This window comes from Paenibacillus sp. EKM10P (genome assembly GCF_011800655.1).
GTDB lineage: Bacteria > Bacillota > Bacilli > Paenibacillales > Paenibacillaceae > Paenibacillus > Paenibacillus polymyxa.
The window spans coordinates 305,571-330,920 of record NZ_JAALET010000004.1 but is presented as its reverse complement, the minus strand read 5'-3'; the positions used below and the strand labels follow the sequence as shown (position 1 = coordinate 330,920).

Genomic DNA, 25,350 nt, shown 5'->3' with positions numbered 1-25,350 from the left:
TGTTCATACTACCACAACCGACGTTTAAACTACAAGCTTGGAAAAATCAGCAAAACGCTTCAATTCTGAGTCAATAGCAGCCAGCAATGCCAAACGATTATTACGTACAGCATCATCCTCAGCCATAACCATAACGGAATCAAAGAACGCCGTCACCGCAGGAGTAATGGATGAAGCAAGCGTCAATGCTTGTGTCGCATCACCTTCCTGTAAAGCTGTACAATAAGACTCATAGGCGCCATACCATGCTTCATATAGGTTTTTCTCGCCCTGTTCCGTAAATTCACCCGTATTCACTGACTTATGAACTGCTTTAGCAGCCAAATTACCTACGCGATTAAAAGACTCGACTGTTGCCTTGAAGGCATCCCCTGTTTGTACAGCAGTCATTAACGCAGCTCCGCGGTTAACAACGGAAGCAACATCGTCATATCCAGCTGAAAGCACAGCATCCACAACGTCATAACGAAGTGTCTCGGACAATAGTTTCTTCACGCGTAATCCGAAAAACTCATGTAATTCTTTACGTATTTCATCTGCGGAACGTTTCATATTTCCAAAGTTGCTGTGCACATCAAGCGCGATATTGAACACATCAGACAACGTAGCCGAAAGCTTACGATCTAACAGGATCTGCACGATACCCGCTGCCTGGCGACGAAGCGCGTAAGGGTCCTGTGAACCTGTCGGAATAATGCCGATGGAGAAGCAACCTGTAATGGTATCTATCTTGTCTGCGATACTTACAATCGCTCCAGCGTTCGTTGAAGGAACCGTTTCACCTGCGAATCGCGGCTGGTAATGCTCAAACACCGCTCTTGCCACTTCTTCCTTCTCTCCAGCCTTACGAGCATAATCTTCGCCCATAACCCCTTGCAGTTCCGGAAATTCATAGACCATTTGTGTTACAAGGTCAAATTTACAAATATCTGCTGCTCGGCTAACCGATTCCTGTGTGTCTTGGGAAACACGTAGCTTCTCTGCCAGAGCATCGGCAATGCGGCGAATCCGGCGCACTTTGTCTCCAACCGTTCCCAGCTCTTCGTGGAAAACGATGCTTTCCAGCTTGGAGAGTGCATCCTTAATTTCCAGCTTCTGATCTTCTTCATAGAAGAATTTGGCATCAGACAGCCGCGCACGCAATACTTTTTCGTTTCCTTTTGCAATGACTTCCAGCGATTGACTGCCACCATTACGTACCGTAACAAAGTATGGCAGCAGCTTTCCTGTGCGATCCAGCACTGGGAAATAGCGTTGATGTTCACGCATGGAAGTAATCAATACATCCTTCGGAATGTTCAGGAACGCAGGGTCAAAGCCTCCAAACAGCACTGTTGGAGTTTCCACCAGATACAGCACTTCTTCCAGCAAATCGTCCTTGACCGCAATCGTCCAGTCTTTTTCGGCTGCAAGTGCTTCAATCTGCTTCACAATAAGCGATTGACGTTCCTCAATGTCCACAATGACATGCTGCTTGCGAAGTACTTCGACATAGTCCGCCGGGCTTTCTACAACGGCCTCCTGTCCAAGGAAACGATGTCCTCTTGTCACATTCCCTGACTGTACGCCAGCAATCTCCAAATTAACAATATCGTTGCCAAACAAGGCTACCAACCAGCGGATTGGACGAACAAATTTAAATTCATAACTCGCCCAGCGCATAAATTTAGGGAATGTCATGGCATGTAAAATGTGTAGTAAACCTTCAGACAGCACATCTGCTGTCGGTACACCTATGCTGCTCTTGGTCGCGTAAATATATTCCACGCCTCCAAGTTCTTTGAACGTGAACTGTTCAGGATCAACACCTTGGCTACGGGCAAAGCCTAGAGCAGCCTTACTCCAGTTACCGGCTTCATCAAGTGCGATTTTGCGGGAAGGTCCTTTAACTTCTTCGTTAATATCTTCCTGCTTCTCCGCTACTTCCTTAACAAGTACTGCCAAACGACGAGGTGTAGCATAAGCCTCTACAGCACTGTAAGCAATACGCGAGCTGTCGAGCCACGCTGTCATACGTTCCTTCAACTGCTGAATCGCATTCGGGATAAACCGTGCAGGAACTTCTTCCAATCCGATTTCAAATAATAAATCCTTAGACATTTGCCGCACCTCCTTTCTTCAACAGCGGGAAGCCTAGCTTCTCGCGCTCCTCTAGATAGGTCGCAGCGACCTGGCGCGCCAAATTGCGTACTCGTATAATAAAGCCAGTCCGTTCCGTTACACTGATTGCTCCGCGAGCGTCCAGCAAGTTGAACGTGTGAGAACATTTCAGCACATAATCATAGGCTGGGAATACAAGATGCTGCGCCATTGCTTTATTCGCCTCTTCTTCATACATATTAAAAAGAGTAAATAGCATTTTGACATCAGATACTTCAAACGTATACTTGGAATGTTCGAATTCTGGTTGATGGAAAACATCACCGTACGAGATTCCATTGACCCATTCCAAATCGAACACATTTTCCTTGTCCTGGATATAGGAAGCAAGACGCTCCATACCGTAGGTAATTTCAACCGCAACCGGACTGGCATCAATACCACCCACTTGCTGGAAGTACGTGAATTGGGTAATTTCCATACCGTCCAGCCATACTTCCCAACCTAACCCCCAGGCTCCCAGCGTCGGTGCTTCCCAGTTGTCTTCCACGAAACGAATATCATGCTCCAGTGGGTTAATCCCCAAACGGTTCAAACTCTCCAAATACAATTCCTGAATATTATCAGGTGAAGGCTTCAAAACCACTTGAAACTGATGATGCTGATACAGGCGGTTCGGATTCTCACCATAACGTCCGTCAGACGGACGGCGAGAAGGCTCAACGTAAGCTACGTTCCACGGCTCAGGTCCAATTGAACGTAAATACGTCATCGGGTTCATCGTACCTGCCCCTTTTTCCGTATCATAAGGCTGTACAATAATACAGTTGTGTTCAGACCAAAATTGTTGCAGCGTTAAAATCATCTGCTGAAAATTCATGGGCACACGCTTCCTTTCCAATTCCCTAAAATGTTGGTGATTTCTAAACATTAAGCTCATATGTACAGGGCTAATTTATCCCATAAGCCTTGCTAGAGACAGCAAAAAGCCCCCGCCTCTACGCCTGTACAGACGTAGGGACGAGAGCTGACTCCCGCGGTTCCACCCTACTTGATTGCGATCCTACATCACCAGTCAGATCGTAATCCTCTTTTCCGTGTCCATTCAGACGCTCCAGAGTGCCATGTTCACGAACAATTCCCACTGGGCTTACACCGTCCCCAACTCGCTAACTACAGAGAATACGTATCGTTACTTTCTCGTTCAATGCATCTGCTCCCAAAGGAGATATATAGTAGGATATTACACTTTTTCAGGGATACAGTCAAGAGAACGCCGTATTTCACATATCGTACTTATCAAGCTGATCCAGGAAATTACGGGATTTCAGCTTAACCTCCAACTGCATATCCATGAACTGACGCATGACATGTTTGATCTCCAGCTTGGTGGAGTCCTTCACGTCGATATTGCCGAGTCGATTTAGATCCATTTGGGCGAACAAGCGCAGCAACTTCAACGTACGTGGAGCAACACTCAACGCAGCTGGATCAAAATGCTTGTAGCCCCGACACAAAACCCCACCTAACCTCGGACTGATAAACATATCCTCATCAGCACATTGTTGACCGCTTGAAATACAAGCATCAAGCTGAGGTGCATATCCGGCCGCCTGCAATATTTTAAATTCATAAATACTCATGACGATCAGCGGATCCTTGCCACTCTCCAATGCCTCCAAACAGGCTTTGAGCTGCTTAAACCAAAATGCACCTGTTTCCTCATCCTGTAATACCCGATCAAGCAGTTCACAAGCATAGGAAGCGTAAGCAGCCTTTGTAATATCCTCGCGCAGTGTATGGTGGGATTGGATAATTTCACCGGCATTCAGTGTGCCTAAGCCTGTGTTACGAAAAAAAACAAATTCACCGTACGTAAACGGCTGCGTTAAAGCAGCATGACGGCTTTTAGATTTTTTCGCGCCTCTGACCAGCACACCTACTTTGCCTCCGCTTTCGGTGCAAAGCGTAATAATTTTGTTCCCCTCACCGTAATCCATGCTGCGGATGACGATTCCTTCCATCCTGTAAAGCATGCTTCTTCCCCCAAACATTCGCGAAGAAGCCAGTGGTTCGCTCTATTCACGGGCTTCTTCATGCTCGTCCGACTCTCCTTCATCCGTGTCTTGCTCCCTTGTCACGGCGCTCTCCCTGTATAACAGATACGCACCGACATCTCCAGTCATCGCAAAATACTTCCACGAAAAATCTCGCATTCGTATTCATCCTTTCTTCGGAAATGACGTCTGCATCTCAAAAATAGGATGATGCGAAGAGGGAAGAAGTATGCGATGAAATTAATGGATTACGTTGAAAAAGGCTACTGTGTACGGTCTGGTCACCGCTTCGCGAATGATTTGATCTTACGATCGCTGTTACCCCTGAATTTATTTTATCCAATGAGAAAAGGAGTAAATTCAGGAGTAAAGGCGAACGCTGACGCTTCTTCAGATTCAAATTCTTCGCTCCGCTACAACATGCATACAGTTACAATAGCTCTTTTAAAAAGCACTCCTTATTTCATCGCTGGAAGAAAGGGTAAGAGCAAGAAGTTAAGCGCCGCTTATGCGCGGCGCTTGGGATGATTAGAAGACTGATACTTATCTCCGTCGTAGAGATCGGTACGGCTTTTTTATGATACTTACAACAACTATACATATTATTTAACATCAATTTTAGCCTCAATAAACCTTTGACGACCAAAGTGATGGTAGAATCGATATCTGCTTTTAAGCGTCGCGATGGAAGCCCAGGTCACGAAGGACACGTTCCTGGTTGCGCCAGTCTTTTTTGACTTTAACCCAAAGTTCCAGGAAAATTTTGGAGCCTAGCAAATTTTGGATATCCTGACGAGCTTGTTTGCCCACCTCTTTGAGCATGGCTCCCTGTTTGCCGATAATGATCCCCTTCTGGGAATCACGCTCTACAAAAATAACCGCCATAATATGCACTACACCATTATCCTGTACTTTCATGTCTTCAATCATAACCGCAATAGAATGGGGTACTTCCTCACGTGTCATGTGCAAAATCTTTTCCCGAACCAGCTCGGCAATGACAAACTGCTCTGGATGGTCGGTAATTTGGTCATCAGGATAATATTGCGGACCTTCTGGCAAGTATTTTTGAATCTGGTCCAACAGGGTGTTTACATTATTGCCCATTTTGGCCGAGATCGGCACAATTTCCGCAAAGTCATATAACTTGCGATACTGCTCAATCAGGGGCAACAATGCTTCCGGCTCAATGCGGTCAATTTTATTCAATACCAATATAACGGGTGTTTTTACTTGTTTAAGCTGTTCCGCAATAAAACGGTCGCCTCCGCCTAAACCTTCAGCAGCGTCAATCAGAAAAAGTACCGCTTCTACTTCACCCAGCGTATTAAAAGCGGTCTGATTCATATAATCGCCTAGTTTTGACTGCCGCTTGTGAATCCCCGGTGTATCCAAAAATACAATTTGTGTGTCCTCTGTTGTGTATACACCGTGAATTTTATTCCGTGTCGTTTGGGGTTTGTCTGACATGATGGCAATCTTCTGCCCAATGACATGGTTCATCAATGTTGATTTTCCGACATTGGGTCTGCCAACAATTGCGACAAAGCCGGATTTAAACTGTTTCTTAGCCATTTTTTTTATTTCCTCCAGCGCGATTAAGCACCTAATTTTTATTTTTGCTTTTTTTCATTAAAGCAGCTGACTCATTAACGTCAACAAAGGTCTATAAAATACAAATATGCCAATAATTACAGCAAAAACCGCTGCCAGGAGCACGGCTCCGGCGGCGGTGTCTTTAGCCGCTTTGGCCAGCGGATGAATATCAGGTGAGATTAGATCCACCGCTGCTTCAACAGCGGTGTTGATCAGTTCGGCTACCATGACTATGGCAATGGCCATGCACACGAATAACCAGTCGAGCCGGGAGATGCGCAGAGTTAACCCTGCCACAATGACAAGGAGCGCCACGACCGCATGTATCCGCATATTTACTTGCGTACGCAGAGCGTATACCACGCCTTCTGCGGCATAGCGAAAGGTCATTCTCCAAGGCTGACGTCTCATTACCGTGTCAACCCCACTTGAGCCAGCACAGCTTCCTGCTTACCCATCATTTCCGCTTCACTTGCATCGTCCTGATGATCATAGCCTAACAGATGCAGAAAACCGTGAACAAACAAAAAACCGATTTCACGCTCAATTGAATGTCCATATTCTTCGCTTTGAGCTTGGGCTGTCTGTACAGAAATAATAATATCTCCTAGAACATCCGGTACATCGTTTAAAGGATTTTCTTCCGTCGGTTCGTAAATAATTTCAAGCTCTTCATCTAGTGTTTCCTTCATAGCAAAAGACAACACATCAGTAGGACGATCAATTCCGCGATAATCCCTGTTCAACTCATGTATTTGATCATCATTCACGAAAGTAAGGGCAACCTCACCGTCTATAACCCCTTCCGCTTTGCCAGCCTCCTCTAATAAGGTGTTCAGCATCGTAATCAACGATTCGTTAATTACCATATCGTTTTGTTCATTATTCCAAGCTAATTGAAGGCCCATGCCAACCGCTCCTTTTAATTCTAATGCTTTAGCTGTGCTTCATGCACAAGTAATATTAAGCTTTTCCACTTTCGGGCTTAGGTCTTTCCTCTGGATATTCAATACGGGAATGAAAAATTCCCATTACTGTTTCCTTGAGCGTTTGGGCCACGATATCAAGCTCCCTCATGGTCAGTTCACAGTCGTTAAACTGGTGATCATCAAGACGGCTCTTAATTATTTTTTCAATCATGGATTCTACCTGCTCCACCGTAGGTTTTCGCAAGGATCGAACTGCTGCTTCCACACTATCAGCAATTCCTACTACAGCAGCCTCTTTCGACTGAGCCTTCGGTCCCGGATAACGGAAATCATCCTCTGTGAAGTCAGGCTCCACCCCCCGTTCTTCCGCCTCACGCAATGCCTTGTGGTAAAAATAGTGCAGGAATGTCGTTCCGTGGTGTTGTTCGGCTATATCACGAATCGGCTTGGGTAGCTTGTAATCCAATTGCATTTCCACACCATCACGGGCATGGGCTATAATGATGGATTTACTTAGCTTGGGCTCTATTGTATCATGCGGATTTTCCATCCCATTTTGATTTTCAATGAAGTACGAAGGCCTTTTGGTTTTACCAATGTCATGATAATACGAACCAACCCGGCACAACAATCCATTTGCTCCTATAGCCTCCGCTGCGGCCTCCGACAGATTACCTACCATTACACTATGATGATATGTTCCGGGAGTCTCGGTAAGTAGCTTGCGGAGCAATGGATGATTGGGATTTGACAATTCGACAAGCTTCAGTGCCGACAAGATGCCAAAGGTAGATTCAAAAAATGGCATTAGCCCTATAACAAGGATCGCTGTAACCAGACCGCCTGCAAAAGCAAAGGCTACCCCATAGAGTGTCGTTGTTTGAGTCCAGTTTCCTTGGTCAATCAGCGCCAGAGAAAAAACAGCCAGAGCCCCGAACAGGCATACCATAATAGATCCCTTGAACAGCGTTGAACGCTGGCTGGCCCGGTGGGTAGAAAAAATCGACGCCAGACAGACCACAAGGGCAAAAAACCCAAAATTAAAATCAAAAATTTGTCCCTGACGAACATTCAAAATAACACTTGCCAATATACTGAATATAACGGCACATACGAATGCCAGCGACATATCAAGCAACAACGTTACAAGCATAGCTCCAAGTGCGATAGGTGCCAGATAGCCGAGGTAGGATCGTTCACTAGTCTGCAGTATAGAAATTAACAGCATAGCTCCCACTGTAATCACAAAGATTAACACCAGCATGAGCAACTGTGCATTATTATACTTGAAGTTTCGTGTTCGTGATTGAAATTGACGAATATACATAAACAGACCCAATGCCAGCATCATAGACAGTAACAGCAGGCCAAATTGTGGCCAATAGTTGATTTTATCCTTGAGCAGTTCATTCTCATCAAGCAGTGTATAGATTTCCTGGGTAATAATCTCACCCTTTTTAACAAGTACTTCACCCTGTTTAATGTAAACTGTCGGTGTATCTTCACGAGCCTGTACTTTAGCGTCCTTCGTAGCTGTATCATCATAAAACTTGTTGGCTGTAATCACAAGCCTTGCAAGTTCCTGAACAACCTCCCGAGAGGTACGTTTAGTAAGAGAGCTTGTACTCACCCGTTCAGCTACCTTGGCTCGAGCCGTCTGGGCATCCGTAATTTGATCATTCATCAATCCTGTTACAATCTCACGGGCTACGGGCCGCATTTCGGCAATATCCTCAGATGTAAGTCGCGGAATTTTGATGTATGTCTCCTCTGGGATTCGGTACGTTTGCTCTTTCGTTTTTTCCAGCACCTCATCCAGCAATTTATCTGGGTAGGCATCCGCATTACGGCTGTTGTTCACAAAATTTTGCACGAATTCCCGTGCACGTTGAGGAATCTCATCCTTATAAATCGAAATCTTATCTGCTCTGGAGACCTGATCATCCTGATTGAGCCGTTCAATTCGATCCAAAATACCGGTAATCAGGTTATCGTTGCGGATCGGTACAATGGTATACATGGGCTGCACGCGCTCAGCAGATTCCTCTTGGGCCTTCAAAGTCGCCTTACTGTTAGGAAGCTGCATTGGAGCGACAATTTCCTTTTCACTCGGTTGATTCACCCGGATGTCATAGCGTTCGGGAAGCAGCTTGGACGCAAAACCCACATAAAAAAGAACCACCAAAAATAAAAACAGAAGATAGCGTGTCGCCACGCTATACTTCCATCCATTCATTCTATGCTGGAACGTTTTTCCTTTAGATAATTCCTTCGAGGTCATCTAAAACAATCCCTCTCCATCATCTTTTTCAAGGCAGCTATGCTGCTCATTGTGTTCGTTTTCTGATCATACCCACTATACTCGTGCTCAAGGGCTTATGCTTGATTTTCAGCAACACGGTCATAAGCGACGATGATTTTTTGAACCAGGGAATGACGGACAACATCCTCTTCCGCAAACTGGACAAAGCCTATTTCCTCAATCCCTTTTAAAATCGCATTTGCTTCAATTAGACCGGATTTTTTGCCACGAGGTAAATCAATTTGTGTAACATCGCCGGTAATAACCATTTTGGAACCGAAGCCAAGTCGAGTCAAAAACATTTTCATTTGTTCTGGTGTGGTATTTTGGGCTTCATCCAAAATAATAAATGAGTCATCCAGCGTACGACCCCGCATATAAGCCAGTGGCGCAATTTCTATCAACCCGCGCTCCAACGCTTTTGCCGTCTGCTCAGGACCCATCACATCGTATAGGGCATCATACAACGGGCGTAAATACGGATCAACCTTTTCCTGTAAATCCCCGGGCAAAAAGCCCAAGTTCTCACCAGCTTCTACCGCAGGACGAGTCAGTACAATACGCTTGACTGAACCTTCCTTTAGAGCAGCTACGGCCAGCACTACAGCCAGATAGGTTTTACCAGTACCCGCTGGGCCAATCCCAAATACAATATCGCGTTTTTTAATCGTGGTTACATAGTGCTTCTGTCCAATCGTTTTGACACGAATCGGTTTGCCCCGAAACGTTGTCGTAATTTCTCCCTTGAACAAATCAAGCAACTGATCGGCGCGCAGATCTTTTGCCAGCTCAATCGCATAATGGACATCCCTTTCGGTCAGTATATACCCATTACGAATTAACTGGAGCAAAACATCGAACAATTGTTCGAGCACTTCCACTTCGTGAGCATCTCCAAAAACATTAATTTCCGCCTCACGAGATGCTATTTTTGCAGGAATAGCTGCTTCGATCAATTTTAAAAAGGAATCCTGCGGGCCGAATAACGCCTGACCTTCTCCCGCACTGTTCAATGCAATTTGTATGCTGCGTTGTTGTTCTGCCAAATAGCCTCATTCTCCTTGGTTATGAACTAACGGAAGTTCTTCCGCAATATCCTGTTCCACTTCAAAAAGTACTTTCATATAAACTTTACCATTCTCTCTCTTCTCATGCAAAATTTTTTGGCTCATTATTTTCGTTCCTTTGCCGTATTTAGCTAAAATATCCGCGCGTGCGCCTTCTATTCCTGACATTTTGGCTTCTGTTTCCGTTAACTTCTGCTCTTGTATCTTGGTCTCCCTCACACTTTCATTCATCCAACCCATCGGAAGTTTGTAAGAACGCCATGTTAGCGGATCATGTTCAACGGTCGTTTTATGTGTAGAATAAGATATTTTCCCATATCCCCACAATTGTATCGCACGGTTGCCTAGCACCAGATACAAGCGATCGTGGCTATTCCCCGTATATGTGCTGCTGCGTCGTACCATGGGACTACTAATTTCATATTCATGCCACACAAGCCCCTTAATCTCTCCTTTGGCTACGACCTGTTGCTGATTCTCCTCATCTCCAAGCGTTCCTGAAATGAGAATAGCTCCTTTTTTGACCCGTGTATTTTTATGCACAACAGGACGTCCCTGCTCGGCAAAAATTTCAGTGACTACCGCGTCCGCCTTACTGATGAGATGACGTGGACTGTAGAGCGGCGGGGGAGTAGGCTGTGAAGCTTCAACGACCTGAATTGTCACCAAGGTTCCCTGCCTTTCCACACCGATCCAGGATGCCTCTGGAAGCTTCTGCATGAGTGCGCGCGAAAGCTTGTCCTGGCTGGAAAGGCGAAAACTCCATTGAAACGGATAAAGCCCCTCCTGTCGGGCTGCTTTGAGAACAGCTTCCGTTGGGAGCTTGTCATTCCCCTTCACTTCAATGTCCCAGATGAGCGATGACATCAGCAGGAGTCCTATCCAGAACAAGGCCAGTCCTGCGAGAAAAAATTTACGTTTGGCGAGTCGTACAACAGTAAAGGGAAGTCCTTGACGTTTGAGAACATGCATTTTGCAGCCTGTCCTTCTCAAAAGCGGACGCAACAGGAAGACGTGCGGCAGCAGAAGGTTCATTTCTGCAAGTCTAGTACCCATCGGCCGCACGTTCCAAACAGGTATATGGTGATCAGTGAGTAAATTAATGAAAGCTTCCACACTTTCGCCCTCGACAGCTAGGGTAACCGTGCCACGCAGCTTTGCTAAAGCGGGATGTTTCACGAGCCTTCCTCCGTTCCTTCCAATTGAATATCCGTAATATGTCCCTCTACACTTACCTGGTCTGGCAGGATAGACGTAATGATTAGATCATGGCCTGACACTCTTAGCCTGCCTTGCGCAAGTGCAAGTACGAGCTGGTCTGGTGTAAAATCCACCACACCCCGGTGATTTTCTACATAAAGCTGGCGGCTGCCGATGAGGGTTAACCGCGGCAGATCAAATAGAATATCCTGCGGAAGCTCCAACGTCTCGCTGGCCCACTTTCGCAGTTTGCGGCTCATCCGGCTCATACGGCGAAATCTCCTTTCCTGTCATCAGAACAACTGTTATCCAACTGCTAATAGTTGTTTTGATGGCAGCTATGCTGCTTTTTTTATAATCTTCTGTTATTACCATTAGCACTCCATCGTTGTTACAACAGCAGCTATGCTGCTTTTTTAATCGCTTGTTATGACTATTCGGTTTATCCTATGTCTCGATCATCACTGGACACTGTTACACCAGCGTCACAGATATCTGTACTGTACATTTTATGATCCAGTCATCGCATTTATGAGGCTAAACTTACAATTCGTAGCAACTGCAATATTAAAGAGGAAAAAGACCATGCTTTATAAAAATTCACATAAAAAAAGACAACCTCGTTTTCATATCAAAACAAGGCTGTCTTTTTAGTTTCACAGTATGAAATGGTTAGTTTTCGGAATCCTGATTCAAAAGAGAGTTTTTTCGGGAGTATAAAAAGTAAATAACCATACCAATAACAAGCCAAATGATAAAACGAATAAACGTTTGACCATTTAGATTAAGAATAAGCACCCCACATGAAATGATAGCTAGAATGGGGATAAATGGAACACCAGGACATCGAAAGGCTCTTGGCAAATCAGGTTGTGTTTTTCTCATCACTATGACAGCGACTGAAATCAGAATAAATGCTGATAAGGTTCCAATGTTCACCAAGCTTGCTAACTCATCCAGCGGGATCAACCCACCCATTAATGCAGATAAAGTACCAAAAAACAACGTGTTAATATAGGGTGTTTTATATTTGGAATGAACCTTTGACAATACTTTAGGCACTAAGCCATCACGTGACATCGCAAACATAATACGGGTTTGACCATATAACATTACCAGCATGACCGTTGTCATCCCCAAGATGGCTCCGATATCCACAATACCCGCCACCCAATTCTGACCGGCAACCTGCAAAACTAATGACACCGGATGGGAGATACCTTCAAATTGCATAAACGGCACAATACCTGTCATAATCGCGCTAACGATCACATACAAAAGCGTACAAATAGCAAGCGAGAAAATAATGCCACGTGGTAAATCACGAGCTGGATTTTTGGTTTCTTCAGCAGCTGATGAAACGGCATCAAAGCCGATGAAAGCAAAAAACACAAGGGCTGCGGCTCCAAACACCCCACTGAACCCAAACGGCATAAATGGTGTCCAGTTGTCTGGCTTCACATATTTAACAGCAACAATAATAAACAATAAAACGACAACAATTTTTACAATAACCATGATGTTGTTAATTCGTTTGGATTCTTTTATTCCAAAATAAAGCAAGAATGTGATAGCCATCAAAATTAAAAAAGCTGGAAGGTTAAAATAAGTAGTTTGGTCTTTTAAAGCTCCTGGCGCAGCAGTGAATTCAACCGGGATATGAAGACCAATTCCTTTCAAAAAGGATACAAAATAACCCGACCAACCTGCTGAAACAGCGCTGGCAGCCAACATATATTCCAAAATTAAATCCCATCCGATAATAAAAGCCAATAGCTCTCCCATCGTAGCATATGTAAAAGTGTAAACAGAACCGGATACTGGAACGGTGGAAGCAAACTCAGCATAAGCCAATGCTGCGAACAAACAAGCGAGCCCCGCAATCACAAAAGACATTACCAAACCCGGACCAGCCGTAACTGCTCCCGTACCTGTCAAAACAAAAATTCCCGTTCCGATAATGGCTCCAATCCCAAGCATTGTTAAATCAAACGCACCCAATTCCCTTTTAAGTGCTTTTTCCCCACGTGTAGCAGCGATCAGTTGATCAATGTTCTTCTTTCTGAACAAGCTATTCCCCATCCATCCCATCCTCCTAAACATAAATTTTTACTTTTTGTATAACCCTGTGACATCACTTCGATATAAATCAAATTTTAGCTAAATATGGGGTAAATTTTCATAAGTTCTATCGTTGAGAACATTATATATAAAAAAGAAAAAATGAAAACGACTTTTGGAAGGCTTCGTTCATATTGTTACATTTGATCATTTTTTACATAAGTATTTTCACAAATGAGATTCTAAATTAGACAAAATGCCGTCTTTTTAGATGACAGCTAATGTGAGAAGAATGTAGCATATATGAGATCATCACATTCGTTGTTAGGTAATTTGAGCATTTGTCGTTAGGTCTTTTTTTATACCAGCAAGTTTATGTATTGCTAAAAACATCGCAAAAAAAAGATCCGCCACAGCCAAAGCCGTGACGGATCACTATCATTTTAACGTCTTCCTCCACCCATGTAACGCTTGGAACGCGGAGGGCCTAATATCTCTGCCCAAATTACACCTCTGCGTAGGTCAGCTGCATTCACGGTACCCCGCTCTTGAGAAGTTTGCTCTAGCCCATCTGTAATTTCCTCCGAATCACTCGCATTGGATATACGATCGAGTCGGGCTAAAACCTTCCTTCGCTCTTCTTCCATAATACGAATCCGATCCTCTAGAGTCGTACCGTTATCTAATGAATCTTGGTCCATCTGTTCTTCCTTTTTCAGCCCGTCCCCCACTTCTTCTATACGACGAGCTTCCATCACCGCCCGTCGCTCATTAGGAAATTGACGTTGCAGCTCTCCAGTAACATCTTGCTGACGTCGCTCTATCTCAGGTTCCGTTGTGAAAGGTCTGGACGACGTCGAGGACCCGCGCGAACCATGATCACCACCAAAGGTAGGCATACCTTGCCGCGGGGAAGATTTCCGATCTCCACCTTGAATGCTTTTCCCCAAAAAGGACACCAGTGCAAAGCCAATCACGATCAAGATATACAAATGGTCAAAGATCCAGCTGATAAAATTCATTACTCACCGCCTAACTGCTATAGTTCATCGGCCCGTCCATTAGTTAATCCCGGTTCTTGTTATCATTCCCCGAGTTCTCATTCGGTTTGCCTAAGGAACTACGCATTTGCGTATCTGCCTCAATATTTTTTAAATTCATATAGTCCATGACGCCAAGTTTACCACTACGCAGCGCTTCAGCCATTGCCAGAGGCACTTCGGATTCGGATTCCACCACGCGCGCTCTCATTTCTACAACACGTGCCTTCATTTCCTGTTCTTGCGCTACAGCCATCGCACGCCGTTCTTCGGCTTTTGCCTGCGCAATACGTTTGTCTGCTTCCGCCTGCTCTGTTTGCAGGAAGGCACCGATATTTTTACCTACATCAACGTCTGCAATATCAATCGATAGAATCTCAAATGCTGTCCCTGCATCCAAACCTTTGGATAGTACGGTTCTCGAAATGGAATCTGGATTTTCCAGCACGTCTTTATGCGAGTTACTGGAACCAACCGTTGTTACGATACCTTCACCAACCCGAGCAATAATCGTTTCTTCTCCGGCACCGCCGACGAGTCGATCAATGTTGGCACGCACCGTAACACGAGCTTTAACCTTCACTTCGATACCATCCTTTGCGACCGCAGCAACAATAGGCGTCTCAATAACACGCGGATTAACGCTCATTTGGACCGCTTGCAGAACATCCCGTCCCGCAAGATCAATCGCAGCCGCACGTTCAAATTCAAGCGGAATGTTAGCGCGCTGCGCGGCAATCAACGCATTGATCACTCGGTCTACATTCCCCCCTGCGAGAAAATGACTTTCCAGCTGATTGATATTCAAGCCCAGACCAGCTTTGGTAGCCTTAATGAGGGGATTGACAATTCGGCTTGGCGTGACGCGCCGCAACCGCATAGCTACTAGCGTAATGATACCGATCCGCACACCCGAAGCCAGCGCCGAAATCCACAGCATCACCGGGAAGAAACTAAAAAACACACTCAATATAATAATCACTACTACGGCAATCAGCAAAATACTGACAATACCCGATTCGAACACTCGCATCATCCTCCATTAATCTAATTCTTCGTTGTTAGCTTGCTAGACGCTCGCGTCTGCCTTGACTACAATTCGCCCGCCTTCTACTTTGGATACGATAATCGGCATATTCGGGGCGATAAACTCCCCATTCGTTACGACATCCACTCGCTCGTCAGCGATTAGCACCGTTCCAGCTGGACGTAATGGGGTCAGACTGACCCCCCTCTGACCTAGTAACGTTTCCCGATTCACAACCGAAGAAAACCCTTGGTCAGCCGTTAAACGTTCCTGAAGTATAAAACGGTTCCATATCCCTCGGTCCTTAAAGACAACCGCGATGATCGCCACTACAGCAACAGCCGCTGCAAAAGCAATCCCCAACGATATAAACGCATGCTGCATGTTGTATGCAGCACGGACTACACCCGCGACAAGGCTGATGGAACCCAAAATACCCAGAATGCCAAAGCTTGGAATAAACATTTCAAGTATAAGCAGTGCCAGACCGATAATGAACAACAGCCACGTCTCCGAACCTGCAAAGCCAGCGATATAATTACCAAAGAAATACAAACCAAATCCAAGTACACCTAAAATTCCCGGTACACCAAAGCCAGGTACAAGCAGTTCAATAACTACACCCGCGATACCAACAAATAAAAGCAATGTCTGCACGATCGGGTTGGTCAATATCTCGGCTGCTTTTTCAGCCCATGTGCGCTCCACATGGATTACATCATCTGTACTGTAGCCCATCCACTGGATAACTTCTTGTTCCGAAGACGCGATGTAATCCGCGTACCCCAATTTCAGCGCTTCCTCACTGGTTAAAGAAATGATCTGGCCATTTTCCTTATTAAAGTTCATCTCCGGGATAGATACAGTCGATTTGGAGTCGACCATGCCTCTAGCAATATCGGGATTGCGCCCGCCAGCTTCTGCGGCAGATGCCATGCTGCTCTTCCACCAAGCTATCGTTTTTGGGTCTGTAATAGTATTCCCCCTGCCGTCTACTAACGCTGCTGCTCCGATAATACTCCCCGGTTTCATAGCAATCTTGTTAGCACTCAACGCAATATAGCTACCCGCTGAGGCCGCTTCGCCCTTTATATAGGCTACGGTCGGAATGGGACTGTCTTTAATCAGTTTGCCCAGCTTCTCCGCTGTATCTACCCGTCCGCCGGGAGTGTTAATATCCAGTAAAATCAGACCTGCTTTGGAATCAACTGCTTCTGAAAATCCACGCTCCATAAATTTGCCCAGACCCTGTTCAATTTCCTGATCAACTGGTATAACAAACACAGCTCCACCCTTTGTTTGAGCCGCCGCTGATCCAGAATGAACTAAGGGTAACAACAGAACGGATATCATAATCCACAACGTTAAAAAGACCAATTTGCGGCTGGAGTGGTGATGTTCTCTATGCATTTCTTTCCCCCCTTTCGATCTTTCCTTGTTACAGCATACCAAACTTTGTTAGACAAACTATACAGTTTTCAGGATTTAATGTGAAATTATTGGGTATATTGCTAATCCTGACGCCTGTCAAATACTTTACGCCCCTAATGGACATCACGTTTCACACAATTACAGGAAGCGCTTTCATGAAGGCGTTTTCCACCATTCTCTTTTATGGCAGGCATCACACATATAGAAATAACACCCTCTGTAAACAGAGGGTGTTGTGTTTTCCTGTTTGTCGCAGGGTTTATTGCAGAAATTGCTGAACCGCCTGGTTCACGAGCTTACCGTCAGCACGACCTTTTACCTTAGGCATTAAGGCCGTCATTACTTTCCCCATCTCGGCTTTCGAAGAAGCACCGGTTTCCTGGATGGTCTGCTGTACAATAACTTTAATTTCTTCTTCAGAAAGTTGTTCAGGAAGGTACTGAGCGATGATCTCTATTTCTGCTTTAGTGCTTGTCGCAAGTTCATCACGACCGGCTTTTTCAAACTCATGGAGGGCATCTTTTCGCTGTTTGATCTCACGACTCAGAATATCAAGCACTTCGTTGTCGTCCAAATTCCGTTTCAAATCTATTTCAAGATTTTTAATCGTAGAACGAACCATTCGAATGGTGGAGAGTTTGAACTTGTCCTTACTCTTCATTGCTTGCTTCATATCTTCGTTCAATCGTTCGCTCAAATTCATGATTACTTAGATCCTCCTAGAACTTTCTCTTACGAGCAGCCTCGGACTTTTTCTTGCGCTTTACGCTTGGCTTTTCATAATGCTTGCGTTTCTTCACCTCAGCCAATACGCCATCCTTAGCAATGGAGCGTTTAAAGCGACGAAGTGCAGCATCAATTGTCTCGTTTTTGCGAACTTTAGTTTCAGACACCAGTTTTCCCTCCCTCCGACCAGACCGTCCAAGAGCAATAACACGGTTCATCAAATTTTATTATAGGTGAAACGGAAACCAGGTGTCAACCTATAAGAAAAAATGAGTACATAGAAGGAACTTTTTTTTCCGTCACTTCCGCATTACTGAAAAGACTAGCTCTGTCATTTTTAAGAATGTGAGTCCGAAATACCTGTCAGGGCACCTAATTTGGCGCCGCCCAGCAAGTGATAATGCAGGTGCCCTACCGTTTGTCCACTATCCGGACCACAGTTGTTAATCAACCGATAACCAGACTCAGCGATTCCCAACTTTTTCGCAACCTCAACCGCAACACGATGAATCTCCGCGATAAGAGGAAGATCCTCCTCCGTTACAGCATTCATTGAAGGAATGTATTTTTTTGGAATAATGATCACGTGTACTGGCGCCGCAGGCTGGATGTCATGAAATGCGAGCACATTGTCGGTTTCCAACACCTTTTTGCTGGGAATGCTTCCATCCACAATTTTCAAAAACAGATCGTCCATTCAAAACCCTCCTTTGGCAGTGAGCCGATCATAAGCAATTAAACATCAGCAGTCCTTGCTCTCGGCATTCAAAGTTATGTATTTTCCACACCAAACAGAAACATAACCAATCATGATTGGTTATGCCTATGTTTCTATATGTATCATAACGGAAAATGGGGCTTAATACCAGTTTCCCTTACTAACTTCCTCTATTATAGATTTAACTCCTTTATCAATTAGATCCGGCTGTGCACGCGAAATACTTATACGCAAAAATTTTTCTTGTTCCCTGTAGCTTGATAAATAAAAGCCTTTGCCAGCTACAACTTGGATGCTTCTCGCGTTAAGACTGTGTACCAAACGTTCCAAATTCACCGTCCTCGGCAGCTTAAACTGCGTATAAACACCTGAGGTTACAGCTGGAGTTTGAATGTACCCGGACTGATTGTATCGTTCCACCGCCTTGTTCAGAATACGAACGCGCTCCGAATACAGTTTGGATATCGTGTGTTTATGGCGTTCATACATTCCATTTTTAATATAGATATCAAGTGCTGCCTGAGACAAAATGGATGTGTCAACATATCTTTTATAGGTACTGAACGTCTTTAATAAGTTTTCTGGCAGTACCGCAACCCCTAATCGCAAGCCAGGGAAAATGATTTTTGAGAAGCTTTTCAAGTAAATAGTGTGTTCTGTCTGATCGTATGCATAAATGGGATCAACAAGATGATCAACTCCCAAATCAGCCATATAGTCATCTTCTACGATGTACACATCATATTTCGCAGCCAAGGCAGCTATCGTTTTTCGTTCCTCCGTGTTATATGAGATACCAAGAGGATTATGATGCCTTGACATGGTATAAAAAAATTTGATGTTACCCTGCTTAAATTGGTTCTCCAACTCATAAAAATCCAGACCTTCCGCTGTCCGCGCAATCGTATTGACGGGTATGCTCTCTTCCTCCAAAAAACGCAAATATATATCGTAGCTGGGCTGCTCGACCAAAATCTTTTCTTTGCCATTGGGAAACGGCATTTTCGCGAGTATTTCTAATGCTTGTTGAACACCTGAAGTAACGATAATCCGATCTGTTTTTGCAAACACCTGAGTATCAGCCAAATGAGAGACGAGCGTATGTCGCAATGTTTCCAATCCTTGCGAATCCCCATATGTGAACAGATGATATTTGTAAGTGTCAATAGCCTGATTTAGACAATGCTGAAAATCTAGATATGGAAATACATTCAAATCCGGGGATGCTGAAGCAAAATCAACGTAGTCGGAAATATGGCTATGGTGTACGTCACTGGGGTTTTCCACTACATAGTATCCGCTTTGCGGTATGGAATAAATGGTATGCTTCCTTTCAAGTTCAGCATAGGCTCGCAGAATTGTGCTTTTGCTGCACTTGTATAGCTCCGAAGCATCACGGACCGATGGCAGCTTGTAACCAGATCTATATTGTCCCTCGCGAATTTTAAGCTCTATATCTAATAAAACCGAAACATATTTTTTCACGATATCCTCCTGCCTGTTCAGTACATCCTCTTTATATGCTTATTCCTTCTTATGTTTCTGTACATGCTTGATGTTAACATGGTTTTTAGATAAACAGGATACCTCTTTTCACTAAACTGTACCCATACAGTTTCCATTCATAAATCATTGTAACCTCGCTAAAGGCTGTAAGCGTTATAGCTCATTAACATATTGAGACGGTAGATGTGAAAAAGAGGCTGTTTCTTCATGCTGGAAGAAACAGCCTTACTTAGTGATGATGTATGGATACACCTATATAGCCACTTGTACTGTACAAGGGCTGTAGGCGGGAGAGAGTAGAACGATGGTCAGGCAACGAAGAAGATCAGATTAGTAGTAAGGCAGTAAACTAATCGCTGTCAACGCAGCAAGTGGCAGAATCAAACGATTAAAGCGGCGACGTCCGTATGGGAATCCATACGCATAGGCGGGCACTGGGACCGGGTAAGGGTACGGATAAGGGTACGGAGGATAAGATGCATAGCCACCATAAGCACGGGAGCCGCATCCACAATTGTTGGGCGGATAGGGGAGATTAACATTCTCCATTTCTTCTCCACCCATAGGAACGGCTAAGTATATCTTTTCATCATCCACATGCTCTACAATTCCGTCATACATTGTCCCGTCCTTCACCCATACGCATACATAACGATGCATATGCTGTTGACATAGTGTTTTAGCATCCATCTGTTGCGATGCTGTAACATTTTCGGTTATCATGCTTTTTTCCATGGTTGTTTCCTCCTAGACTCTTGCATGTATACCGTATGTTATTCAAAAACGGGCTATGTGCTACATCAAATTGGGCGAATTCCGGCTACAAAAAAAAGAAGCACCCCGGGAGCTCTTGGCAGAGCCCCTCTGAACGGACGTATGACGGGAAGACTTCTTCCGCAGCATACGTCCGCCGGGGTGCTGTATGATTAACTTGTCGGCTTAGCTGTATTATAACAACAGTTTGAAACTGTATCTGTGATCCGTATCACATTGTTTCAAAATGTTTCCATAACTACACGAGAGCCTCCACCAGCCTGCTCTGCGGGAAGAACAACCAGCTTGCGTGGGAGCCGGGCCCGCAATTCAGGCACATGGCTAATCACACCAACAGATAATTGATCGTGATGCAGCTTTTCTAGCGAGGTAATTACTGTGTCAAGCAGTTCGGGGTCCAACGTTCCAAATCCTTCATCCAGAAAGAAAAATTGTAGAGGGTATTGGCCCCGCAATTGAATTTGAGCCGACAGCGCAAGCGCAAGCGACAAAGAGGTCAGGAACGTTTCGCCGCCGGACAAGGTCGATACCGGACGTTTGACCCCACCGTTGGCATCATCACTAATGACAAAACCACCGCTGGAATCTACTTCCAGCGCATAACGCTGCTTAGTCAGAAAACGCAGGCGGCGTGAAGCGGATTGGCTGACCTGCATGAGCTGCTCTTCGGCAATATATTCAACGAAAGCATTGCCTCGAAAAACAGACTGGAGCTTGGACATTTTTTCCGCCTCGCTACGCAGATGTAAACGATTGGACTCCAGCTCCATCCAGCGGACGTGCCGACGCTGCAAGTCCTCTAAATCACGTTCGGCCTTGGCGCGATTCTGAAGCGCCTCTTCGTCGCGTGCACGGCAATCACGCAGCCTCGCAGTGGTCGTTTCCCACTGTTCCTCTGTTACTGTTGCTCCATTCAACTGCTCTTCGACATGTTTTAAGCGGGAAGACAGCTCCTTCTCCCGTTCTCGGTGCAAATTCACTTCACGCTCATAGCGTGTGGCTTCTTCCGGTCCCAAGCAGCATTCCAAGACCTCTGCTTCCGTAGCAAAAGAGGAAGCTTCCAGACGGATGCCCCAACGGGATGCTGCCGTCTGCCGTCTTTCTTCTGCCGAGTCGGAGGCCTGCCGCGCTATCAGTGAAGCATGAACAGCCTGCTGCTTGCGTTCTTCCGCTTCGGTACGGCGGCGGGCAGCGGCTTCGGCTCCGTTTTTCAGTCCCAACAAGCGTGAGGTCGCTTCTTCCAGCAATGAGGCTGCTTGGCCTTCTCCAACCCACTTTCGGAGCTGTTCTTGCTTTTCACGCAGCAAATCATCTTTACTTTGCAGCCCTGTACGACGGGCAATAATGATTTTGTCCTCCTCGATGATGCTTTGCTGTATCTGCTGTACACGCGCTGCCTTTTCTTCGAGGAAAGTAACGCTCGTCTCCAGTCGGGATCGCAGCTCCTCCGCACGCCGGTCGCGCTCCTGCATGGCGCGATAACGCTCCGCAGCTTGGTCGGGGCCGACATCCGGCAGCTGCGCTGCCCATTCGGCGCGCAGCCCCTCGCTGCGCGTGGTACATGCCTCGCGCTTGCTCCGCGCCTGCGCCAGGGCTGCAACCGCCGCTTCCTGCTCGGCGGCTGCACGGATACGCCGCTGCTGTCCGGCGGCGTCCGCCTCACGCAGTGCCTGTGCCTCGGCAGGCAGCGTATGCGCACGCGCTGCCAGCTCAGCCGCTGTACGCTCCAGCGCTGCACAGCGCTCCGCCCATACGGCGACACCACGAGGCACAGCAGCCGCAGGCGTAAAAGGCTCGCCCGTGGCGGCAGCGCCGCTGTCTGCGGCGGGCTGCGCCAACAGGCTGCGCTGCTCGTGCAACTGCTGGCGCAGTGTGAGACGCAGCTCCTGCAAGCCGAGCCGCAGGCGGTGCAGCTCATCCGGCGCAGCGGAATCCGCGCCATGGGCCGCAACAGCGGCAGGCGCGGGATGATGCAGAGAGCCACACACTGCGCATGGCTCTCCTTCGCGCAGCTCGGTAGCGAGATGTTGCGCGAGACGCGCTAGCTCCTCGGCACGGAGCTCGTGACGCAGTTGCTCCTCCTCGGCAGCCAGTGCCGACACGTCGGCTGTAATTTCCGCCTCTAGCGCCAGCAATGCCTCGATGCCTTCAGCCGCCTGTGCAGCAAGGACAGAACGTCGTGTCTCGGTCTCCTGTGTCTCCTGCTCCATTAGCTTTAGACGTTCGTCTGCTAGTGCAAGCCGTTTCTCCTGAGCTAAATACTCCTGTTCAGCTTCACTCCATTGCTCATGCGCTGTCTCCAGCTGTTGTAGCCGCTGCACAGCCTCTTGCAGCATACGCCGCTCATCTGCCCGCACTTCATTTTGCTTCAACTCCTGCTGAAGCTCCTGCTGCCGCTTTAAACCTCGTGTCTGTAACTCTTGTTCCTTTGCGAGACCTGCGGCATGCTCTGCAAGGGTTTGTTCGCTATGCGCCAGTTCGGCCGCCAAACGTTCTCTTTCGGTCCACAGCACTTCCGTATCACGTTCCAGTTGAAGTGCCTGCTCCAGTTGGTCGATCCGAAGCAATAGCTTTGGTTCTTCGGCACTGAGTGCTTGCCGCGCCTGCTCATCTGCTTGCACAGATACAAGCGCCGCCTCCGCTGCGGAGGCAGCCTGGACTGCCATCTGTTCAGCATTCTTTTGCCGTTTTTCTGCTTCGGCAACGGCTTCCTTCCAATCTGTCAGTGCAGGCAGCAACGCCTCCGCTGCAGATGCTTGTCGCAGCTTGCGCTCCAGCAAAGCAATGCCTGGTTCCTGTCTTGCCATATCCTCCAGCTCACTCACTCTTTGGCTAAGCTCGATGACCAGTTCCCGTGTTTTGTTCAGCGCCTCCGTTTCCCGTGAAACACGCTCTAGTTCGCGGCGTGAAGCCTCTGCATGGTCCATCGCTTCTTTGAGGCGCAGCTTTACAAGCTCAAGCGCTTCAGCACTCGCATCCCCCAGCCCTTGCTGCTCCGCTTCCAACGACTTAAGGGCGATGTCGTTATCCTTCACACGACGGCTCAGCTTCTGAGCAAGTTGATCTCCGTACTTCTCCAGATGGAACAAACGCTGAAGCATCTGTCTACGTTCACTGCCCTTTAAGGATAAAAATTCCGCAAACTTCCCCTGCGGTAATACGACAGCGCGCGTAAAATCGTCCATTTTCAGGCCGATGTACTCCTCCACACAGCGTGTCACATCCTGTACTTTGTCAGCAAGTACTTCCTCGCCGTCTTCTGTATATGCAATAAAACGGCTAAGCGTATTATTAACCGATACGCTTCCTGCACGTTTGAAACGTCGTTCTACACGGTAACGGCGAGGTCCTTGAGCTGACATTAATTCAAATGTAAATGCTACAGACAGCGTATCCTCGGCATGATTCATGATGCCTTGTGTACCATTCACCGCCCGCTCCACTTTACCGTACATGGCCAACGTAATAGCATCTAGCAATGTTGATTTACCACTACCCGTTGGACCAAAAATTCCGAACAGCCCCGTTTCGGTCAAATCGTCAAAGCGAATTTCCTGCGACTCCCGGTAGCTTTGCAATCCCGCCAGTTTCAGAAGGATCGGCTTCATACCTCATCCTCCTCAGCGTGGTCTCTTGCATCATCCTGTTCTACCAATTCTAGAAACAACTGTACTAATCCTTCATCCGGCTGTGCTCCGCCCGTCTGTCGCTGGTAAAACGCCCGGAACAGCTCATGAACCGGCAGTTCTGAACGTTGCTGTTCCAACTGTGCCGCAGCCATTTCTGGGTACACGGGGCGAATATGAATGATGCCTTCACGGCTTTTGCGCAACCGTTGAATATCTCCCATTGACATTGCTTCATCCAGCGTAATTTCCAGGTCAATAAAGGCATCAGCATCCAGTCCTTCATCCAGCCAGCGATATACTTCCTCCAGACCTCCCCGTGCTCGCCACCTCACTAATGGGCGTCCACTGGTAATATACAGTTCCTCAACCTGTGCCGGCTTGCCGGCAATCACGTCAATTAACGTAACTGATTTGGCTTGTCCAGCTTCGGAAAAGCTATAAGCCAGCGGAGAACCACTATAACGCATCAGTCCATCGCCCTTCACATATTGGGGACGATGCAAATGCCCCAGAGCCGTATACTGCGCTCCAATGCTCAAAGCAGACGGATCTACGGTATAGGCTCCCCCGACCTGAATCGGACGTTCCGAATCCGACTCCAGCCCGCCAAGCACATAAATATGGCTCATCGACAAATTAACGGTGTCGGGTCGAAACGCTGTACCCAGCTGCGACATCAGCATCCCTACACGGCGGCTATATGCCTCACGTAATATGGTTTCGTCCCCGTCTTCAGACAATAACTCATTCAGACGAGACTCAGAGGGATATGGCAAGGCCGCAATACATGCCATTTCGCCCGTTCGCGGTGTATGGACGCGCACTGCTTCCCCATGAGGCAGTCCCAGCAATGTAATTCCACGCCCGCTCACCAGCGGGGTGACCGAGGATACTCTTTCCGGCTGATCATGGTTGCCAGCAATGACGACTAGCGGTCTTCCTCCAGCCGTAAGACGAGCAGATGCTTCATAAAACAATTGCTCTGCGGCGGCCGAAGGATTGACTGAGTCGTACACATCCCCAGCCATCATAATCAAATCAGCCTGCTGGTCGTCAGCCATTTTCACCAATTCTTCCAAAAACGCCTCCTGCTCCTTCAGACGGCTTCGACCTTCCAACGTGCGACCCAAATGCCAATCCCCTGTATGCAAAATCCGCATGCTTTTCCCCCTCTCCCTATCTATATC

Annotated in this window: 24 protein-coding genes; 1 reads left to right on the top strand and 23 read right to left on the bottom strand. The window is 46.6% G+C overall.

Features of this window, described 5'->3' with window-relative positions; genetic code table 11:
• Positions 1-24 precede the first annotated feature (24 nt).
• The 5 genes from glyS to HFE01_RS13945 form a co-directional block, all read right to left on the bottom strand.
• Positions 25-2,100, bottom strand: coding sequence for a glycine--tRNA ligase subunit beta (glyS, locus tag HFE01_RS13965; RefSeq protein WP_167438398.1), 2,076 nt, complete (start codon positions 2,098-2,100; stop codon positions 25-27).
• Positions 2,093-2,980: a glycine--tRNA ligase subunit alpha gene (gene glyQ / locus HFE01_RS13960; RefSeq protein ID WP_016821582.1), complete on the bottom strand. Its 888-nt coding sequence runs from the start codon at positions 2,978-2,980 to the stop codon at positions 2,093-2,095. Before glyQ ends, glyS begins: the two co-directional genes overlap by 8 nt.
• A gap of 118 nt (positions 2,981-3,098) precedes the next feature.
• Positions 3,099-3,245 (bottom strand): hypothetical protein, encoded by a 147-nt coding sequence (locus tag HFE01_RS13955; protein WP_155399770.1) that lies wholly within the window; start codon positions 3,243-3,245, stop codon positions 3,099-3,101.
• Positions 3,246-3,383: 138 nt separating this feature from the next.
• Positions 3,384-4,136, bottom strand: a complete 753-nt coding sequence (gene recO / locus HFE01_RS13950) for a DNA repair protein RecO (RefSeq protein ID WP_016821583.1) — start codon at positions 4,134-4,136, stop codon at positions 3,384-3,386.
• 42 nt (positions 4,137-4,178) lie between these two features.
• Positions 4,179-4,316, bottom strand: a complete 138-nt coding sequence (locus tag HFE01_RS13945) for a YqzL family protein (protein ID WP_013372137.1) — start codon at positions 4,314-4,316, stop codon at positions 4,179-4,181.
• Positions 4,317-4,391: 75 nt separating this feature from the next.
• Here HFE01_RS13945 and HFE01_RS13940 point away from each other — a divergent pair, with 75 nt between their 5' ends.
• Positions 4,392-4,685 carry a hypothetical protein gene (locus tag HFE01_RS13940; RefSeq protein ID WP_167438399.1) on the top strand — a complete coding sequence of 98 codons (294 nt, stop codon included), beginning with the start codon at positions 4,392-4,394 and terminating at the stop codon, positions 4,683-4,685.
• Positions 4,686-4,829: 144 nt separating this feature from the next.
• Here the strand turns inward: HFE01_RS13940 and era are convergent, their stop codons facing one another.
• The 18 genes from era to HFE01_RS13850 form a co-directional block, all read right to left on the bottom strand.
• Positions 4,830-5,732 carry a GTPase Era gene (gene era / locus HFE01_RS13935; protein ID WP_016821584.1) on the bottom strand — a complete coding sequence of 301 codons (903 nt, stop codon included), beginning with the start codon at positions 5,730-5,732 and terminating at the stop codon, positions 4,830-4,832.
• Between the two features lie 57 nt (positions 5,733-5,789).
• Complete coding sequence (locus HFE01_RS13930) at positions 5,790-6,164, bottom strand: diacylglycerol kinase family protein (protein WP_016821585.1); 375 nt, start codon at positions 6,162-6,164, stop codon at positions 5,790-5,792.
• Positions 6,164-6,661, bottom strand: a complete 498-nt coding sequence (gene ybeY, locus HFE01_RS13925) for an rRNA maturation RNase YbeY (RefSeq protein WP_017428156.1) — start codon at positions 6,659-6,661, stop codon at positions 6,164-6,166. The genes HFE01_RS13930 and ybeY overlap by 1 nt, the downstream gene beginning before the upstream one ends.
• A 55-nt stretch (positions 6,662-6,716) precedes the next feature.
• On the bottom strand, positions 6,717-8,963 hold the full coding sequence (locus HFE01_RS13920; RefSeq protein WP_016821587.1) for an HD family phosphohydrolase: 2,247 nt from the start codon (positions 8,961-8,963) through the stop codon (positions 6,717-6,719).
• A gap of 95 nt (positions 8,964-9,058) precedes the next feature.
• Positions 9,059-10,030 carry a PhoH family protein gene (locus HFE01_RS13915; protein WP_016821588.1) on the bottom strand — a complete coding sequence of 324 codons (972 nt, stop codon included), beginning with the start codon at positions 10,028-10,030 and terminating at the stop codon, positions 9,059-9,061.
• Between the two features lie 6 nt (positions 10,031-10,036).
• Complete coding sequence (yqfD, locus tag HFE01_RS13910) at positions 10,037-11,230, bottom strand: sporulation protein YqfD (RefSeq protein WP_107733296.1); 1,194 nt, start codon at positions 11,228-11,230, stop codon at positions 10,037-10,039.
• Positions 11,227-11,520, bottom strand: coding sequence for a sporulation protein YqfC (yqfC, locus tag HFE01_RS13905; RefSeq protein WP_016821590.1), 294 nt, complete (start codon positions 11,518-11,520; stop codon positions 11,227-11,229). Before yqfC ends, yqfD begins: the two co-directional genes overlap by 4 nt.
• Positions 11,521-11,923: 403 nt before the next feature.
• Entirely contained in the window at positions 11,924-13,333 is a 1,410-nt protein-coding gene (bcaP, locus tag HFE01_RS13900) for a branched-chain amino acid transporter BcaP (protein ID WP_017428159.1), read from the bottom strand.
• A gap of 422 nt (positions 13,334-13,755) precedes the next feature.
• Positions 13,756-14,334: a hypothetical protein gene (locus tag HFE01_RS13895; protein WP_107733295.1), complete on the bottom strand. Its 579-nt coding sequence runs from the start codon at positions 14,332-14,334 to the stop codon at positions 13,756-13,758.
• A gap of 43 nt (positions 14,335-14,377) precedes the next feature.
• Positions 14,378-15,379: a flotillin-like protein FloA gene (gene floA, locus HFE01_RS13890; protein WP_279287923.1), complete on the bottom strand. Its 1,002-nt coding sequence runs from the start codon at positions 15,377-15,379 to the stop codon at positions 14,378-14,380.
• A 42-nt stretch (positions 15,380-15,421) separates the two neighbouring features.
• Complete coding sequence (locus HFE01_RS13885; RefSeq protein WP_107733293.1) at positions 15,422-16,789, bottom strand: NfeD family protein; 1,368 nt, start codon at positions 16,787-16,789, stop codon at positions 15,422-15,424.
• A 280-nt stretch (positions 16,790-17,069) separates the two neighbouring features.
• Complete coding sequence (locus HFE01_RS13880) at positions 17,070-17,513, bottom strand: GatB/YqeY domain-containing protein (RefSeq protein ID WP_013372151.1); 444 nt, start codon at positions 17,511-17,513, stop codon at positions 17,070-17,072.
• Positions 17,514-17,529: 16 nt separating this feature from the next.
• The gene (gene rpsU, locus HFE01_RS13875) at positions 17,530-17,703 is read right to left on the bottom strand and encodes a 30S ribosomal protein S21 (RefSeq protein ID WP_005547957.1); all 174 of its coding nucleotides are present in this window, start codon (positions 17,701-17,703) and stop codon (positions 17,530-17,532) included.
• Positions 17,704-17,873: 170 nt separating this feature from the next.
• The gene (locus HFE01_RS13870) at positions 17,874-18,233 is read right to left on the bottom strand and encodes a histidine triad nucleotide-binding protein (protein ID WP_025365362.1); all 360 of its coding nucleotides are present in this window, start codon (positions 18,231-18,233) and stop codon (positions 17,874-17,876) included.
• 162 nt (positions 18,234-18,395) lie between these two features.
• Positions 18,396-19,739: an aminotransferase-like domain-containing protein gene (locus HFE01_RS13865; RefSeq protein ID WP_107733292.1), complete on the bottom strand. Its 1,344-nt coding sequence runs from the start codon at positions 19,737-19,739 to the stop codon at positions 18,396-18,398.
• A 351-nt stretch (positions 19,740-20,090) separates the two neighbouring features.
• The gene (locus tag HFE01_RS13860; protein WP_017428162.1) at positions 20,091-20,495 is read right to left on the bottom strand and encodes a hypothetical protein; all 405 of its coding nucleotides are present in this window, start codon (positions 20,493-20,495) and stop codon (positions 20,091-20,093) included.
• 260 nt (positions 20,496-20,755) lie between these two features.
• Positions 20,756-24,142, bottom strand: a complete 3,387-nt coding sequence (locus HFE01_RS13855; protein ID WP_107733291.1) for an AAA family ATPase — start codon at positions 24,140-24,142, stop codon at positions 20,756-20,758.
• Positions 24,139-25,323 carry an exonuclease SbcCD subunit D gene (locus HFE01_RS13850; RefSeq protein WP_019688058.1) on the bottom strand — a complete coding sequence of 395 codons (1,185 nt, stop codon included), beginning with the start codon at positions 25,321-25,323 and terminating at the stop codon, positions 24,139-24,141. Before HFE01_RS13850 ends, HFE01_RS13855 begins: the two co-directional genes overlap by 4 nt.
• Positions 25,324-25,350: the final 27 nt, after the last annotated feature.